This is a genomic window from Pseudocitrobacter sp. RIT415 (genome assembly GCF_003057695.2).
Lineage (GTDB): Bacteria > Pseudomonadota > Gammaproteobacteria > Enterobacterales > Enterobacteriaceae > Pseudocitrobacter > Pseudocitrobacter faecalis.
This window is the reverse complement of record NZ_QBJC02000002.1, coordinates 102,361-118,137: the sequence shown is the minus strand read 5'-3', so window position 1 is coordinate 118,137 and position 15,777 is coordinate 102,361. Positions and strand designations below refer to the sequence as shown.

At 54.3% G+C, this 15,777-nt stretch carries 13 protein-coding genes; 8 read left to right on the top strand and 5 right to left on the bottom strand.

Translation table 11 applies throughout. The features are described from left to right. Positions 1-14 precede the first annotated feature (14 nt). The 5 genes from DBY68_RS03035 (at position 15) to narI (ending at position 8,117) form a co-directional block, all read left to right on the top strand. On the top strand, positions 15-1,400 hold the full coding sequence (locus DBY68_RS03035) for a NarK family nitrate/nitrite MFS transporter (protein ID WP_108474409.1): 1,386 nt from the start codon (positions 15-17) through the stop codon (positions 1,398-1,400). A gap of 63 nt (positions 1,401-1,463) precedes the next feature. After that, positions 1,464-5,204 carry a nitrate reductase subunit alpha gene (locus tag DBY68_RS03030; RefSeq protein ID WP_108474298.1) on the top strand — a complete coding sequence of 1,247 codons (3,741 nt, stop codon included), beginning with the start codon at positions 1,464-1,466 and terminating at the stop codon, positions 5,202-5,204. Further along, positions 5,201-6,745 (top strand): nitrate reductase subunit beta, encoded by a 1,545-nt coding sequence (gene narH / locus DBY68_RS03025; RefSeq protein WP_108474299.1) that lies wholly within the window; start codon positions 5,201-5,203, stop codon positions 6,743-6,745. Before DBY68_RS03030 ends, narH begins: the two co-directional genes overlap by 4 nt. Then, the gene (gene narW / locus DBY68_RS03020; protein WP_108474300.1) at positions 6,745-7,440 is read left to right on the top strand and encodes a nitrate reductase molybdenum cofactor assembly chaperone; all 696 of its coding nucleotides are present in this window, start codon (positions 6,745-6,747) and stop codon (positions 7,438-7,440) included. Before narH ends, narW begins: the two co-directional genes overlap by 1 nt. After that, the gene (gene narI / locus DBY68_RS03015) at positions 7,437-8,117 is read left to right on the top strand and encodes a respiratory nitrate reductase subunit gamma (protein ID WP_108474301.1); all 681 of its coding nucleotides are present in this window, start codon (positions 7,437-7,439) and stop codon (positions 8,115-8,117) included. The genes narW and narI overlap by 4 nt, the downstream gene beginning before the upstream one ends. Before the next feature lie 57 nt (positions 8,118-8,174). Here narI and DBY68_RS03010 read toward each other — a convergent pair whose 3' ends face one another. Beyond that, a complete protein-coding gene (locus DBY68_RS03010; RefSeq protein ID WP_108474302.1) occupies positions 8,175-9,368 on the bottom strand; it encodes an MFS transporter in 1,194 nt (397 codons plus the stop codon). Positions 9,369-9,479: 111 nt separating this feature from the next. On the opposite strand from DBY68_RS03010, the gene DBY68_RS03005 reads away from it, so the two are divergent. After that, positions 9,480-10,436: an AraC family transcriptional regulator gene (locus DBY68_RS03005; RefSeq protein WP_108474303.1), complete on the top strand. Its 957-nt coding sequence runs from the start codon at positions 9,480-9,482 to the stop codon at positions 10,434-10,436. A 2-nt stretch (positions 10,437-10,438) separates the two neighbouring features. Here the strand turns inward: DBY68_RS03005 and nhoA are convergent, their stop codons facing one another. Beyond that, on the bottom strand, positions 10,439-11,284 hold the full coding sequence (nhoA, locus tag DBY68_RS03000; RefSeq protein WP_108474304.1) for an N-hydroxyarylamine O-acetyltransferase: 846 nt from the start codon (positions 11,282-11,284) through the stop codon (positions 10,439-10,441). Positions 11,285-11,530: 246 nt separating this feature from the next. On the opposite strand from nhoA, the gene DBY68_RS02995 reads away from it, so the two are divergent. Further along, positions 11,531-12,103: a flavin reductase family protein gene (locus DBY68_RS02995; protein WP_108474305.1), complete on the top strand. Its 573-nt coding sequence runs from the start codon at positions 11,531-11,533 to the stop codon at positions 12,101-12,103. Between the two features lie 44 nt (positions 12,104-12,147). On the opposite strand, the gene pptA is transcribed toward DBY68_RS02995, so the two are convergent. The 3 genes from pptA to DBY68_RS02980 all read right to left on the bottom strand — a co-directional run bounded on the left by pptA (position 12,148) and on the right by DBY68_RS02980 (position 14,209). Next, positions 12,148-12,375: a tautomerase PptA gene (gene pptA, locus DBY68_RS02990; protein ID WP_108474306.1), complete on the bottom strand. Its 228-nt coding sequence runs from the start codon at positions 12,373-12,375 to the stop codon at positions 12,148-12,150. A gap of 145 nt (positions 12,376-12,520) precedes the next feature. After that, entirely contained in the window at positions 12,521-13,138 is a 618-nt protein-coding gene (locus DBY68_RS02985; RefSeq protein ID WP_108474307.1) for a glutathione S-transferase family protein, read from the bottom strand. A gap of 66 nt (positions 13,139-13,204) precedes the next feature. After that, a complete protein-coding gene (locus DBY68_RS02980; RefSeq protein ID WP_108474308.1) occupies positions 13,205-14,209 on the bottom strand; it encodes a LacI family DNA-binding transcriptional regulator in 1,005 nt (334 codons plus the stop codon). 315 nt (positions 14,210-14,524) lie between these two features. On the opposite strand from DBY68_RS02980, the gene DBY68_RS02975 reads away from it, so the two are divergent. Further along, positions 14,525-15,721, top strand: coding sequence for an L-talarate/galactarate dehydratase (locus DBY68_RS02975; protein ID WP_108474309.1), 1,197 nt, complete (start codon positions 14,525-14,527; stop codon positions 15,719-15,721). The last annotated feature ends 56 nt before the right edge of the window (positions 15,722-15,777 follow it).

Sequence of the window (15,777 nt, the reverse complement as noted above, 5' to 3'; positions counted from 1 at the left end):
GCGTCGAGGGTGATATGTCACAACAAAATGAGAAAAATAATCATTATCTTTTAACTACGTGGAAACCAGAAAATGCGGCGTTTTGGGAGAATAAAGGCCAGAAGATTGCGCGAAAAAATCTCATAATTTCAGTAAGTTGTTTATTGCTGGCATTCTGTGTCTGGATGCTTTTTAGTGCTGTTGCGGTCAATCTCAATAAAGTCGGATTTAATTTCACAACCGATCAACTCTTTTTATTAACTGCGCTACCTTCCCTTTCCGGCGCTATTTTACGCGTGCCCTACTCCTTTATGGTACCTATATTTGGCGGGCGTTACTGGACGGTATTAAGCACGGTTGTTCTGATTATTCCCTGTGTCTGGCTGGGTATTGCTATCCAGAACACCAGTACTCCTTTCGAGGTATTTATTATCATCTCTCTGCTGTGCGGATTCGCGGGTGCGAACTTTGCTTCCAGCATGGGAAACATTAGCTTCTTTTATCCAAAAGCAAAGCAAGGCAGCGCGTTAGGTATCAATGGTGGGTTGGGTAACCTTGGGGTGAGCGTCATGCAGCTGGCCGCACCGCTGGTGATTTTCCTGCCTATCTTTACCTTCCTTGGCGTACATGGCGTAACCCAGGAAGATGGCTCCAGCATGTGGCTGACGAATGCCGCGTGGATCTGGGCGCCGCTACTGCTGATTGCCACCATTGCAGCCTGGTTCGGGATGAACGATATTGCCAGTTCCAAAGCCTCTATTGCTGAACAGCTCCCGGTACTCAAAAGCGGACATATGTGGTTATTAAGCCTGCTTTATCTCGCTACTTTCGGCTCGTTTATCGGTTTTTCAGCCGGTTTTGCGATGCTGGCGAAAACCCAGTTCCCGGATGTGAATATTCTTAAGCTCGCCTTCTTCGGGCCGTTTATCGGCGCGATCGCCCGCTCTTTTGGCGGCGTGATCTCCGATCGTCTGGGCGGCGTGCGGGTCACGCTGGTGAACTTTGTCTTAATGGCGCTGTTTACCGCCCTTCTTTTCCTCACCCTGCCCGATTCCGGCATGGGTAGCTTCCTGGCGTTTTACGTGGTCTTTATGGGGCTGTTCCTTACCGCAGGGCTTGGTAGCGGTTCAACGTTCCAGATGATCGCCGTGATTTTCCGACAAATCACCCTCGATAAAGTCAAAAAACGTGGCGGCAGTGACGAGGAAGCCCAGCACGCAGCCGTAACCGATACCGCCGCCGCGCTGGGCTTTATCTCAGCCATCGGTGCCGTGGGCGGATTCTTTATTCCTAAGGCTTTTGGTACCTCGCTGGCGTTAACCGGATCGCCCGTTGGCGCCATGAAGGTCTTTCTCGTCTTTTACATCGTTTGTGTACTGGTGACCTGGCTGGTTTATGGTCGCCGTAAAGCGTCATCTTAATAATCAAAAATACCTGAGCAGTGTAACCACGGGGAAGCGGCTTTCCCCGTCAGGAGAAATGTCATGAGTAAGTTGCTGGATCGCTTTCGTTATTTCAAACAAAAGGGCGAAACCTTCGCCAACGGTCACGGACAGGAGTATCACACTAACCGTGACTGGGAAGACAGCTATCGCCAGCGTTGGCAATTCGACAAAATTGTGCGTTCCACCCACGGCGTTAACTGTACCGGCTCCTGTAGCTGGAAAATCTACGTCAAGAACGGCCTGGTCACCTGGGAAACCCAACAAACCGACTATCCCCGTACCCGACCTGACCTGCCGAACCATGAGCCGCGCGGATGCCCGCGTGGCGCGAGTTACTCCTGGTATCTCTACAGCGCTAACCGCCTGAAATACCCGCTGGCACGCAAGAAGTTGATTGAACTGTGGCGCGAATCCTTAAGCCAGCACAGCGATCCGGTGGTAGCCTGGGATGCCATTATGTCCGATAAGCAAAAATGTCTGAGCTACAAGCAGGCGCGTGGCAAAGGCGGTTTTGTGCGTTCGTCGTGGAAAGAGTTAAACCAGCTTATCGCCGCCGCCAACGTGTGGACGATAAAAAACTACGGCCCGGACAGAGTGGCGGGCTTCTCGCCGATTCCGGCAATGTCGATGGTGTCTTATGCGGCGGGTACGCGTTATCTCTCGCTGATTGGCGGTACCTGTCTGAGTTTCTACGACTGGTACTGCGACCTTCCCCCGGCATCCCCGATGACCTGGGGCGAGCAAACGGATGTGCCGGAATCCGCTGACTGGTACAACTCCAGCTATATCATCGCCTGGGGCTCTAACGTGCCGCAGACCCGTACACCGGATGCCCATTTCTTCACTGAGGTACGCTACAAGGGTACCAAAACCATTGCGATTACTCCGGACTACTCGGAAGTCGCCAAACTCTGCGACCACTGGCTGGCCCCTAAACAGGGCACCGATAGTGCTCTGGCGATGGCAATGGGCCATGTGATCCTCAAAGAGTTCCACCTCGATAACCCAAGCGAATACTTCCTCAACTACTGCCGCCGCTACAGTGATATGCCGATGCTGGTGATGCTCGATGCGCGTGAAGATGGGACGTATAGCGCAGGCCGCATGCTGCGTGCCTCCGACCTGGTGGATGGTCTGGGCGAAAGCAATAATCCGGAATGGAAAACCGTGGCCTACAACAGCGCAGGTGAACTGGTAGTACCGAACGGCTCGATTGGCTTCCGCTGGGGCGAAAAAGGTAAATGGAATCTCGAATCGCTGGCGGCAGGCCAGGAAACCGAACTTACGTTGTCGCTGATTGATACGCGTGATACGGTGGCGGGCGTGGCGTTCCCCTACTTTGGCGGCAATGAAAATCCGCACTTCCGCAGCGTCAAACAGGAACCGATTCTGGTGCGCCAGCTTCCGGCGAAACAGTTGACCTTCGCCGATGGTCACAGTGGTCTGGTGGTGAGTGTCTATGACCTGATACTGGCGAATTACGGCCTCGATCGCGGTCTTAACGATGAGAATGCGGCGACCGACTACGATGATGTCAAAGCCTACAGCCCGGCCTGGGCTGAGCAGATCACCGGCGTACCGCGCAGAAACATTGAGCTGATTGCTCGCGAGTTTGCCGATACCGCCAACAAAACGCACGGTCGTTCAATGATTATTCTCGGTGCCGGGGTCAACCACTGGTATCACATGGATATGAACTACCGTGGGATGATCAATATGCTGGTGTTCTGCGGCTGTGTAGGTCAAAGCGGAGGCGGCTGGGCGCACTATGTCGGCCAGGAAAAACTGCGTCCACAAACCGGTTGGCTGCCGCTGGCCTTCGCGCTGGACTGGAACCGCCCACCGCGCCACATGAACAGCACGTCATACTTCTACAACCACGCCAGTCAGTGGCGCTATGAGAAACTCACCGCGCAGGAACTGCTCTCGCCGCTTGCCGATGCGAGTAAATATACCGGTCATCTTATCGACTTTAACGTCCGCGCCGAACGCATGGGCTGGCTGCCGTCTGCCCCGCAGCTTAATCTGAATCCACTGCACATCAAAGGTATGGCAGAAGCCGCAGGCGTATCGCCAACGGACTACACGGCGCAGTCGCTGAAATCCGGTGATATTCGCATGGCCTGTGAGCAACCGGACAACGGTAAAAACCACCCGCGTAACCTGTTTATCTGGCGCTCTAACCTGCTGGGTTCGTCCGGTAAAGGGCATGAATATATGCTCAAATATCTACTGGGCACGGATAGCGGTATACAGGGCGAAGAGCTGGGCTCCACCGATGACGTGAAACCTGAAGAAGTGGAATGGCAAACCGCTGCCATTGAGGGCAAACTGGATCTGCTGGTGACCCTCGATTTCCGCATGTCCAGCACCTGTTTATTCTCCGATATCGTCCTGCCAACCGCGACCTGGTATGAAAAGGACGACATGAACACCTCGGATATGCACCCGTTTATCCACCCGCTCTCTGCCGCCGTCGACCCCGCCTGGGAATCGAAAAGTGACTGGGAGATCTACAAAGGCATCGCTAAATCCTTCTCCGAAATGTGTCAGGGCCATTTGGGTCAGGAAACGGATATCGTACTGCTGCCGCTTCAGCATGATTCACCGGCGGAGTTGTCACAGCCCTTTGACATCAAAGACTGGCGCAAAGGCGAATGTGACCTCATTCCAGGCAAAACCGCGCCCAACATTATCGCTGTTGAACGCGACTACCCGGCAACCTATGAGCGCTTTACTTCCCTTGGCCCATTGATGGACAAACTCGGTAACGGCGGTAAAGGCATTAGCTGGAAGACGCAGCAGGAAGTCGATTTCCTCGGCAAGCTGAACTACGTCAAGCTGGATGGCCCGGCAAAAGGCCGACCGAAAATCGAGACCGCGCTGGACGCTTCAGAAGTGATTCTTTCGCTGGCCCCGGAAACTAACGGCCAGGTAGCGGTAAAAGCCTGGGAAGCGCTGGGCGAATTTACCGGGCGCGATCACACCCATCTGGCGCTGAACAAAGAAGACGAGAAAATTCGCTTCCGCGATATTCAGGCGCAGCCGCGCAAAATCATCTCCAGCCCCACCTGGTCTGGTCTTGAGAGCGAACATGTTTCCTATAACGCCGGTTACACCAACGTGCATGAACTGATCCCGTGGCGTACGGTTTCCGGGCGTCAACAGCTGTATCAGGATCACGCCTGGATGCGCGACTTCGGCGAGGCTCTGGTGGCTTATCGTCCACCTATTGATACCCGCAGTGTCACGCACATGAAGGAAGTACCGCCAAACGGTTTCCCGGAAAAAGCGCTTAACTTCCTGACGCCGCATCAGAAATGGGGCATTCACTCCACCTACAGCGAAAACCTGCTGATGCTGACCATGTCGCGCGGCGGGCCGATTGTGTGGATCAGTGAAACTGACGCCAAAGAGCTTGGTATCGCCGATAACGACTGGATTGAAGCCTTCAACGCCAACGGCGCGCTCACGGCCCGCGCGGTGGTCAGCCAGCGTATCCCGCCGGGCATGACCATGATGTATCACGCCCAGGAACGCATTATGAACATCCCGGGCTCAGAAGTGACCGGTCGACGCGGCGGTATTCACAACTCGGTCACCCGCGTCTGCCCGAAACCAACGCACATGATTGGCGGCTATGCGCAACTGGCCTATGGCTTTAACTATTACGGAACGGTCGGCTCGAACCGTGATGAGTTCATCATGATCCGCAAAATGAAAAACATTGACTGGCTGGATGGCGAAGGTCAGGACCAGGTACAGGAGGCGAAAAAATGAAAATACGTTCGCAAGTTGGGATGGTACTGAATCTTGATAAATGCATCGGCTGTCACACCTGCTCGGTGACCTGTAAAAACGTCTGGAGTAGCCGCGAAGGCATGGAATACGCGTGGTTTAATAACGTTGAGACCAAACCCGGCATTGGCTATCCGAAAAACTGGGAAGACCAGGATAAATGGCAAGGTGGCTGGGTGCGCGGAATCAGCGGTAAGCTCACACCGCGCCTTGGCGGCAAGCTCGGCCTGCTGTCGAAAATCTTCGCCAACCCGGTACTACCGGCTATTGATGAGTATTACGAGCCCTTCACCTATGATTATCAGACGCTGCACAATGCGCCGGAAGGGAAACACCTGCCTACCGCGCGTCCGCGTTCGCTGATAAGCGGCAAGCGGATGAATAAGATCGAATGGGGGCCGAACTGGGAAGAACTGCTGGGTGGTGAGTTCGATAAGCGTGCTCACGACCGCAACTTCGAGTCGATGCAGAAAGAGATGTACGGCGCGTTCGAAAATACCTTCATGATGTATCTGCCGCGCCTGTGCGAACACTGCCTGAACCCCAGCTGCGTGGCGACCTGTCCGAGCGGCGCGATTTATAAGCGTGAAGAAGATGGGATTGTGCTGATCGATCAGGACAAATGTCGCGGCTGGAGGATGTGCATCAGCGGCTGTCCGTATAAAAAAATCTACTTCAACTGGAAGAGCGGCAAATCAGAAAAATGCATTTTCTGTTACCCGCGCATTGAGTCCGGCCAGCCGACCGTCTGTTCAGAAACCTGCGTCGGGCGTATTCGTTACCTTGGCGTGCTGCTCTATGATGCGGATCGTATCGAAGAAGCGGCCAGTACCGAACATGAAACGGATCTCTATGAGCGTCAGTGCGACGTATTCCTCAATCCTAACGACCCGGCGGTGATTGAAGAAGCGCTGAAGCAAGGTATTCCACAAAACGTCATTGATGCCGCACAGAAATCGCCGGTCTACAAAATGGCGATGGACTGGAAGCTGGCCCTGCCACTGCATCCGGAATACCGTACCCTGCCGATGGTCTGGTACGTGCCGCCACTGTCACCGATTCAGTCCGTTGCCGATGCCGGTGGCCTTCCCCGCAATGGCGGCGTGCTGCCTGCCGTAGAAACCCTGCGTATTCCGGTGCAATACCTCGCCAATATGCTGAGCGCGGGCGATACCGGCCCGGTGCTGCGCGCGCTGAAACGCATGATGGCGATGCGCCATTACAAACGTTCGCAAACCGTCGAAGGCGTTACCGATACCCGCGCGATTGAAGAAGTTGGCCTCAGCGTGGAACAGGTCGAAGAGATGTACCGTTATCTGGCGATCGCCAACTACGAAGACCGCTTTGTGATCCCCACCAGCCACCGCGAGCTGGCGGAAGATGCTTTCCCGGAACGCAACGGTTGTGGTTTTACCTTTGGCGACGGCTGTCATGGCTCAGATACCAAATTCAACCTGTTCAACAGCCAGCGCATCGACGCCATTAATATCACGGAAGTGCGTGAAAAAGCGGAGGGAGAATAATGCAAATACTGAAGGTGATCGGCCTGCTGCTGGAGTATCCGGATGAGGTGTGCTGGGAGAATCGTGACGAGCTGATTAACCTGGTGGAACGCGATGCACCGATGCTGCTGCCGTTTGTGGTGAAACATCTCAGCGTACCGCTGCTCGATAAACAGGCGGAATGGTGCGAGTTTTTTGAACGCGGTCGCGCCACGTCGCTGCTGCTGTTTGAGCACGTTCATGCGGAATCGCGCGATCGCGGTCAGGCGATGGTCGATTTAATGGCTCAGTATGAAAAAGCCGGACTGCAGATCGACTGTCGCGAACTGCCGGATTATCTGCCGCTGTATCTGGAATATCTCAGCATTCTTCCGCCTCACGACGCGCAGGATGGTTTACAGAACGTCGCGCCGATCCTTGCGCTGCTGGGCGGGCGGCTGAAACAGCGTGAGGCACCGTGGTATCAAATTTTTGATGCCCTGCTGATTATCGCCAACACCTCACTATCGAGTGACAGTGTCACAAAACAGGTAGCGGGTGAACCGCGTGACGACACCCGACAGGCGCTTGATGCAGTCTGGGAAGAGGAGCAGGTGAAATTTATCGAAGATAATGCCACCAGCTGTGACAGTTCCCCGCTGCAAAGCTATCAACGACGCTTTAGCCAGGACGTTGCGCCGCAGTACGTCGACGTCCGTGCCGGAGGCCCGAAATGATGCAGTTTCTCAACGTCTTCTTTTATGACATCTACCCCTATATTTGCGGCACGGTATTTTTACTCGGTAGCTGGGTGCGTTACGACTACGGTCAGTATACGTGGCGCGCCTCGTCCAGCCAGATGCTCGACAAGCGCGGGATGGTGTTGTGGTCGAATCTGTTCCACGTCGGCATTCTGGGGATCTTCTTCGGTCACCTGTTCGGCATGCTAACGCCCCACTGGATGTACGCCTGGTTCCTGCCGATTGCGGTAAAACAGCAAATGGCGATGATCCTCGGCGGCGTGTGCGGCGTGCTGACGCTGGTGGGTGGCGCAGGCCTGCTGGTGCGTCGTCTGACCAATCCACGCGTGCGCGCCACCTCCAGTACCGCCGATATCCTGATCCTCACTATTTTGCTGATTCAGTGTATTCTCGGGCTGACCACCATTCCGTTCTCGGCACAACACCCGGACGGCAGCGAAATGCTGAAACTGGTTGGCTGGGCGCAATCGGTCGTCACCTTCCAGGGCGGCGCATCCACGCATCTGGACGGTGTGGCAATCATTTACCGCGTCCATCTGGTGTTGGGGATGAGCATCTTCCTGCTCTTCCCGTTCACCCGTCTGGTGCATGTGTGGAGTGCGCCAATTGAGTATGTAACGCGGCGCTATCAGGTGGTAAGGTCACGTCGCTAATCATAGAAATGCCCGGTGGCGCTTGCGCTTACCGGGCCTGTTTTTGTAATTGCACGCTTATTTCGCTACCGCGTTCACCCTTACCCGTGCAAAAACAATCACCATCGCGCTCAACAGTAATACCCCACTCCCCAGGAATACACCGCTGGCCCCGTTAAGATCAAACACCAGGCCGCCGCCCGCCGCGCCCGCGCTAATCGCCAGTTGAATGGAAGCCACCAGTAACCCGCCTGCGCTCTCAGCTTCATCCGGTACGGTCGTAGCAAGCCAGGTTGACCAGCCTACCGGCACCAGGCCAAAGGCAAAGCCCCACATCGCCACAAGTGCGGCATCCAGCAGTACCACATGCCCGAACAGCACCATTAACAACGCCAGGACGCTCATCACAAACGGTACCAGCGCGAGCGTTAAATGTAAGTTGCGGCTCAGCAGATAACCGGCAACGGACGTACCGATAAAATTCGCCACGCCAAAGCCAAGTAATATCAACGAAACGCCCTCTACGCTGGTTTGCGCTACGGTTTCCAGAAACGGTCGTAGATAGGTGAAAAAGGCAAAATGACCGCTAAAAATTAAAATAGTGGCGAACATTCCGCCTAACATGCCGGGGCGAGCCAACACTTTAAACAGCGTGGCAAAGCTGCCCACGCTTTGCGGACGCATGGAGGGCAACACCCAAAGTTGCCAGAACAGCGCCACAACGCTCGGGGCCGCACAGAGGATGAATACATTACGCCAGCCAATCAGTCCGCCAAGATAGCTGCCCAGCGGTGCAGCCACGACGGTAGCGATAGAGACCGCGCTAAAAATGATCGCCAGTGCCTTCGGCACCCTCGCTGCAGGCACCAGTCGCATCGCGGTGGCCGTCGACATTGACCAGAAGCCACCAATCGCAATTCCCAGCAGTAAACGCCCTAATAACAACACGTTAAGCGATGGAGCAAAGGCCACCATCAGGCTGGAGAGTATTTGTAAAACAGAGAAGAACATTAACACCCAGCGGCGGTCGATATTTTTAGTCGCAGGCGTAATCAATAAGCCCGTTACCAGCGCAATTAAAGCCGTCGCCGTCACTGCTTGCCCGGCCATCCCCTCGCTCACATTCAGGCTTGCCGCCATGGGTGTTAACAGGCTGGCGGGCAGAAACTCCGCCACGATCAAGCCAAAGACACCCAGCGCCAGTGCATAGACCGCCCGCCAGGCCGGTTTGGTTTTGTCCAGACCGGCTTCCGCTGCAATGCATGTGCTCATAAACATCTCTCCAGAATAATTAACAAATTTTCGACAAGATTAGGAAATCCTCATCAGACGATCTATGATGGAAACCCCTTTACTCTTGATAATTCGTCCGGGAGTGGTGTTATGACGCTTCAGCATCTCGATCTCACCAGTGAACTGCTGGCAGGCATGCGGCTCTCTGGCGTGAGCTACCGCCGTATTGAGAGCGGCCGACCGTTTGGCGTAGAGTTCAGCGCCGTCGCGGGTAAAGCTCAATTTCATTTCATCAGTCGTGGTCCGGTGCTGCTACGCACCGCAAGCGGGCAACAATTTAATCTGGAAAGCGGCGATGCGCTGTTTATTCCGAATGGTTCCGGTCATTTCCTGCTCTCAGATGAGCGCGCAACATCAATGAATGTGCTGGATCTGCCGACAACGCCCGTCTGCTCCACCGTATGCTGTGTCAAAAATAGCTGTGAAACGGCGGCGGATGAAAGCGCGATAATCTTCAGCGGCTGCATGGATTTCGAACTTGGCGGCATGCAACCGCTGGTAAAAGCCATGCCGGAAGTGATGCTGGTAAGCCGCCTGCTGACGACATGGCCGGAAATTCACCCCTTGCTCACCGCCATGGAGCGCGAATCCCTGACGCGTCAGGCGGGATATGCCGGCATCCTTGCGCGTCTTGCCGATGTGGTGGCCGCGCTTATCGTGCGCGGTTGGGTGGAAAGCGGCTGTGGAAATGCAACGGGATGGGTGCAGGTGCTACGCGATCCAAAGCTGGGGCGCGCGATCCATGCGATGCATACGCAGCCGGGTAACAACTGGAAAGTAGAAGATTTGGCGCGGGAAGCGGGCATTTCACGCTCAATTTTTGCCGAGCGCTTTCTGGCCGCTACCGGAGTCACGCCCGCCCGCTATCTGACAGAACTGCGAATGCGGCTGGCAATACAGTATATCGCCAATGAAGGCGTTGCCCTGGAGCAAGTTGCTTTTCGGCTTGGCTACAGTTCCCTCGCCGCATTCAGCCGCGCGTTCAAGCGTATCACCGGGAAAGCGCCGGGCGCGGTGCGCCAGACGCCGCGACGAGAAGCCGCATAACCTTACTTCCCCGCCTCCGGATGGGTATCAAACGCTGCCATCACCGCCGCCAGTTCGGCTTCGCTGAACCCATGCCGCGGATCGTCGAGGCCTAATCCAAAACGAGTTTGCAGCGTTTCATAAAGCGCAGACACGTCGGCAAGTCGCGTCTTCTCGACCGCATGTCCTTTATCCCAATGCGTGAAATTGAAGTTAGTTAAAGTCAGTTTTCCGCCCTCAGGCAGGTGACGACACATCAGCAGATGGTGACGGAAATGCGACTGCGGCCAGTGCGCAGACCAGAAATTGCCCATCACATGATCGGCGAAATACTGCTTGTCCAGCGTGAAAATATACATCGACTGCCAGTGTTCATGATGGCGAAACTGGAGCGTCCAGTTCACCCCTTCGCGCAACAAGCGATAATCGCCGTGCGGCGTGACTTGCTCAAGGTCGGCCTGCAAACGAATCGGCGCAGTTAGCGTCTGGCCGCCAAACCCGACATCGGCAATCCAGCGCTCGCCTTCCACATCAACCAGCAATAAGCGATGCGTTCGCGGCGGAAGCTGCGGCGGATTAGCCAAGACAACGCGCCCCAGCAAGCTGCGAACGGTAAAGCCGAGTTCATGCAGCGCGCGCTCAAGCAGGCCATTCTGCTCAAAGCAATACCCGCCACGGCGGGCGGTAATCAGTTTGTCCTGTAATGATTGATCGTCTAACTGCATTTCACGCGGCAACAGGACGTCAATATTTTCAAAAGGAATGGTGCAGTTGTGCAGAAGATGCAGTTTACGCAACGTCTCGACGGTGGTCTCAGGCGTTCCTTCCCAGCCAAGTCGGGTGAAATAAGCGTGCAAAAATGGCGTCATAAGTCATTCCTTATTATTCAGTGCAGTACTTATAACCCATTTTTTCCCTCCTATTGGCGTTTTTGTGCGGTGGCGAAGGTGTGAGCAAAATGCAATCGTACCTGGCAGGCAAAACCGGCCTGATTGATAAACATCGATGGTAGTGAGTCATTTTTATCGGCTGTGGCGATTCACCCGCGACGTACTTGCTTTATGTGGGAGATACGACATTACTATTATGATGTTTAACCTTTTATTGGACACCCTATGAGCCATTTCCGCCCTGTTGAGTTAAGACATGCCAGCCGTTTACTGAATCATGGCCCGACAATCCTTATCACCAGTCGGGACGAAAAAAGTGGCCGCCGTAATGTGATGGCCGCCGCCTGGTCAATGCCTGTGGAGTTTGATCCGCCGCGCATCGCGATCGTGGTGGATAAAAGCGCCTGGTCACGCGAGCTTATCGAGCGTAACGGCACCTTCGGTATCGTAGTGCCGGGGGTTGCGGCCACCAACTGGACGTATGCCGTTGGCAGTACGTCCGGGCGCGATGAGGATAAATTTAACAGCTACGGCATCCCAACCGTTAACGGCCCGGTTCTCGGTTTGCCGATGATTGAGGAGAAGTGTCTGGCGTGGATGGAGTGTCGCCTGCTGCCAGAAATCAATGCCGCCGAAAAATACGACACATTATTTGGCGAAGTGGTCTCTGCCGCCGCTGATGGCAACGCGTTTATTGAGGGTCGCTGGCTGTTTGACGATGATAAGCGTAATACGCTGCATCACCTTGGAGCGGGAACGTTCGTCACCAGCGGAAAGCTGGTGCGCGCGCTGGATTAAATTCAGAACGTTACGCCGGGTAGTCACTACCACCCGGCGTAACATTACATGCTGTAACCCGGCTTTTTAATCAGTTCATTCATGTGCGGGCCAATCTGGCTGTCCCAGACGTCTTTCCACGCTTCCGGCTGAACCTGCGTCCAGGCGACACTCACGGAACTGTTTTTGCTGTGCAGATGACGAATGATCACCTCGGTAATATCCGCAGCCAGCGCTTCGGTCTCTTCGGCGTTCAATTCATGAGGAAAACTTTTGATATCAACGTGTGGCATAGCAGGCTCCTTATTATAAGAGGTTTAAAGCTACCACAGGTGCGGCGGGTGGGTTGTTAAATTGTGCGTTAACAATCGCAAATTCGGCGATCTAAGCGTGCCTGTAAACTCCCACCTTTACCGCACTCCCTTGAACGTTTGCGATTTAAATTAACTTATTATCACGCAGCACCTGCTGAAGTTCTTCTCGCTGGTAGACCGCATCTGCCACTAACACCAGCCCTGGCGTATTCACGTCAAACCAAGGGCGTCGCGGGCCCCACGTCACCATCACCGCGATATAGCAATCAAGCACTGTGATTTTACTGCCGAGTGCATAAGGCTGTGCGTTAAGTTGTGTTTCCAGCCAACGATAAAGAGACTGGCGATATTCAATACACTTTTCTTTAAGCTGACCAGGGGCATCGGGAGCCCAACGTTCGGGATAATCAGCATACGTAAAGGTGGGATACACATTGGCAACCAGCCAGATAAGCAGACGCTGAAACTGTTGCCTTTCAACTCGCCCAATTGGCGGCGCGATATCAGGGCAACGATCGAGAACCATCAGGGCGATAGCCGCCGTTTCGGTCAAGATGTCGCCATTTTCCAGTTCCAGCGTCGGCACCTGGCAAAGCGGATTGCGCGCTTTCAGTAACTCGCGCGTCGGCCCCGGCTGATCGAAACCGTCTACATCAATAAACGTATAAGGTATTTTCGCGAGCGTTAACATCAGTTCGCTGATGGCTGAACCCCAGCCCGGTACACCGTAGAGCGTTATCATGTTGCCTCCACTCTTATGGGAAGTGGTAAGTGTAGTGCAACAGGTGAAAGTGATGATGAACGGTGTCTACGCCGACTCTCGCTCAATGAGCTCAAACCCTAAATCCAAAATCGTTTCATCACGCGTGACATGCTCGATACGATCGGCCAACATCATCGCCGCACGTTCACCGATCCCGCGTCGGTCAACGCTTACCGTGGTGATTGACGGACGATTAAACGCGGCAAAATCAAGATCGCCGAACCCCATTACCGCGATATCCTGAGGTATACGAACCCCGCGAGATTCCGCTTCCATGATGGCACCCTGCGCCAGAGTGTCAGAACTACAAACAATGATATCGCATTCGCTATCGGCCAAAAGCTGACTAAGTCCACTGCGCCCGAGCGCCAGTGAAGCGGGAAGCGGCACATCGACTTGCGGCGGTTCGTCGATGTCATAACGCTTCAATACCTCGCATAAACCGTGCTTACGTTGTGCGGCACGGCGATCGGCGGTCCACAGTAATCCAGGACGTCGATAGCCTTTCTTTATGAGATATTCCCCCGTCGCCTGACCGACCTTTTCATGGGAAAAACCTACCAGCATATCCAGCGGCGTGGGTGTGAGATCCCAGATTTCCACCACCGGGATAGCGGCATTAAGAATCACCTTCTTAAGTTCCGTGGTGTGATGGATACCGGTGAGCACCACGCCATCCGGGCGACGAGAAAGCAGCGTTGCCACCAGTTCAGCTTCCGTTTGCTGCGTATAACCCGCGACACACAGCAGAATGTGATAGCCGCGATGGGCTAACGTATCGCTTAACGATTGGATGGTATCAACAAACATATTGTTATTGATTTGCGGCACCACAACGGCAATGAGTTTGCTACGCCGTGATGCCAGCCCGCCAGCAAGTGCATTGGGGATATACCCCGTCGCACGCACCGCCTGCATCACTTTTTCAACCGTTTTTGGCCTCACCAACTGCGGCGTATTCAGCGCCCGGCTGACCGTCATTGAGGACAGTCCGGCAGCACGCGCGACGTCTTCGAGCGTTGGCGCACGGGGTGTTTCGGGACGTTTCAATGTGGTTAGCCCTGCCTCAGCGAATTATGATGAATATGCATTATTCATGATGTTCCCAGCTTTTACCAGACGCCCTCATCGCTATCTTAGCAAAAACAACCGCTTAGAAAATAACATTAACCACGCAATGTTAGCGATATCATTCTGCATTGTGCAGTTACCCAAAGCTGACTGGAATGTGACATAAACTCCACGATATTCGCTTTTTAGTCAAACTATTGTGATCGTTTGTTCAAATTTAACCCATTCCTCTGGTCTATTAAAAATGGCTAGGATACAAATGTTAGCGCAAACATTTTCCATAAGGAGCTAATCATGACCTCGAGCGCTAATTCCGATGCTGTGACCTACGCCAAAGCGGCCAACAGCAAAACCGCTGCAGAAACCGGCGACCGTATTGAATGGGTGAAGCTTTCACTGGCTTTTCTGCCACTTGCCACACCAGTGAGCGATGCAAAAGTACTTACCGGACGTCAAAAACCACTGACAGAGGTAGCAATCATCATCGCCGAAATTCGTAGTCGTGATGGTTTCGAAGGCGTCGGTTTTAGCTATTCCAAACGCGCAGGCGGCCAGGGTATTTACGCGCATGCCAAAGAAATTGCCGACAACCTGTTGGGTGAAGATCCCAACGATATCGACAAGATTTATACCAAACTATTGTGGGCCGGGGCTTCCGTTGGCCGAAGTGGCATGGCCGTTCAGGCTATCTCCCCTATCGATATTGCGCTATGGGATATGAAAGCGAAGCGTGCAGGCCTACCGCTGGCGAAACTTTTGGGCGCGCATCGCGATTCTGTACAGTGCTACAACACCTCGGGGGGGTTCCTGCATACGCCGCTGGATCAGGTGCTTAAAAACGTGGTGATTTCACGTGAAAACGGCATTGGCGGCATCAAGCTGAAAGTTGGCCAGCCAAACTGCGCGGAGGATATTCGCCGCCTGACCGCCGTACGTGAAGCGCTGGGTGATGATTTCCCGTTAATGGTCGATGCCAATCAGCAGTGGGATCGCGAAACCGCCATTCGTATGGGCCGCAAAATGGAGCAATTCAATTTAATCTGGATTGAAGAGCCGCTCGACGCCTACGATGTTGAGGGCCACGCACAGCTTGCCGCCGCGCTGGATACGCCAATCGCCACCGGCGAAATGTTGACCAGCTTCCGCGAGCATGAACAGCTGATTCTGGGCAACGCCAGTGATTTTGTTCAGCCCGATGCGCCACGTGTAGGCGGGATATCTCCGTTCCTGAAGATTATGGATCTCGCCGCAAAACATGGTCGCAAGCTGGCACCCCATTTCGCGATGGAAGTGCATTTACATCTTTCCGCTGCCTATCCGCTGGAGCCGTGGCTGGAGCATTTCGAGTGGTTGAACCCGCTGTTTAACGAACAACTAGAACTGCGGGATGGCCGGATGTGGATTTCCGATCGCCACGGTCTGGGCTTCAGCCTTAGCGAGCAGGCCCGTCGCTGGACGCAGCTTTCCTGCGAGTTCGGCAAACGTCCGTAGTCTTCGGGCGGGTTCTCCCGCCCTCTTACCCTACAACATTCTCTCGCAACCCTGAA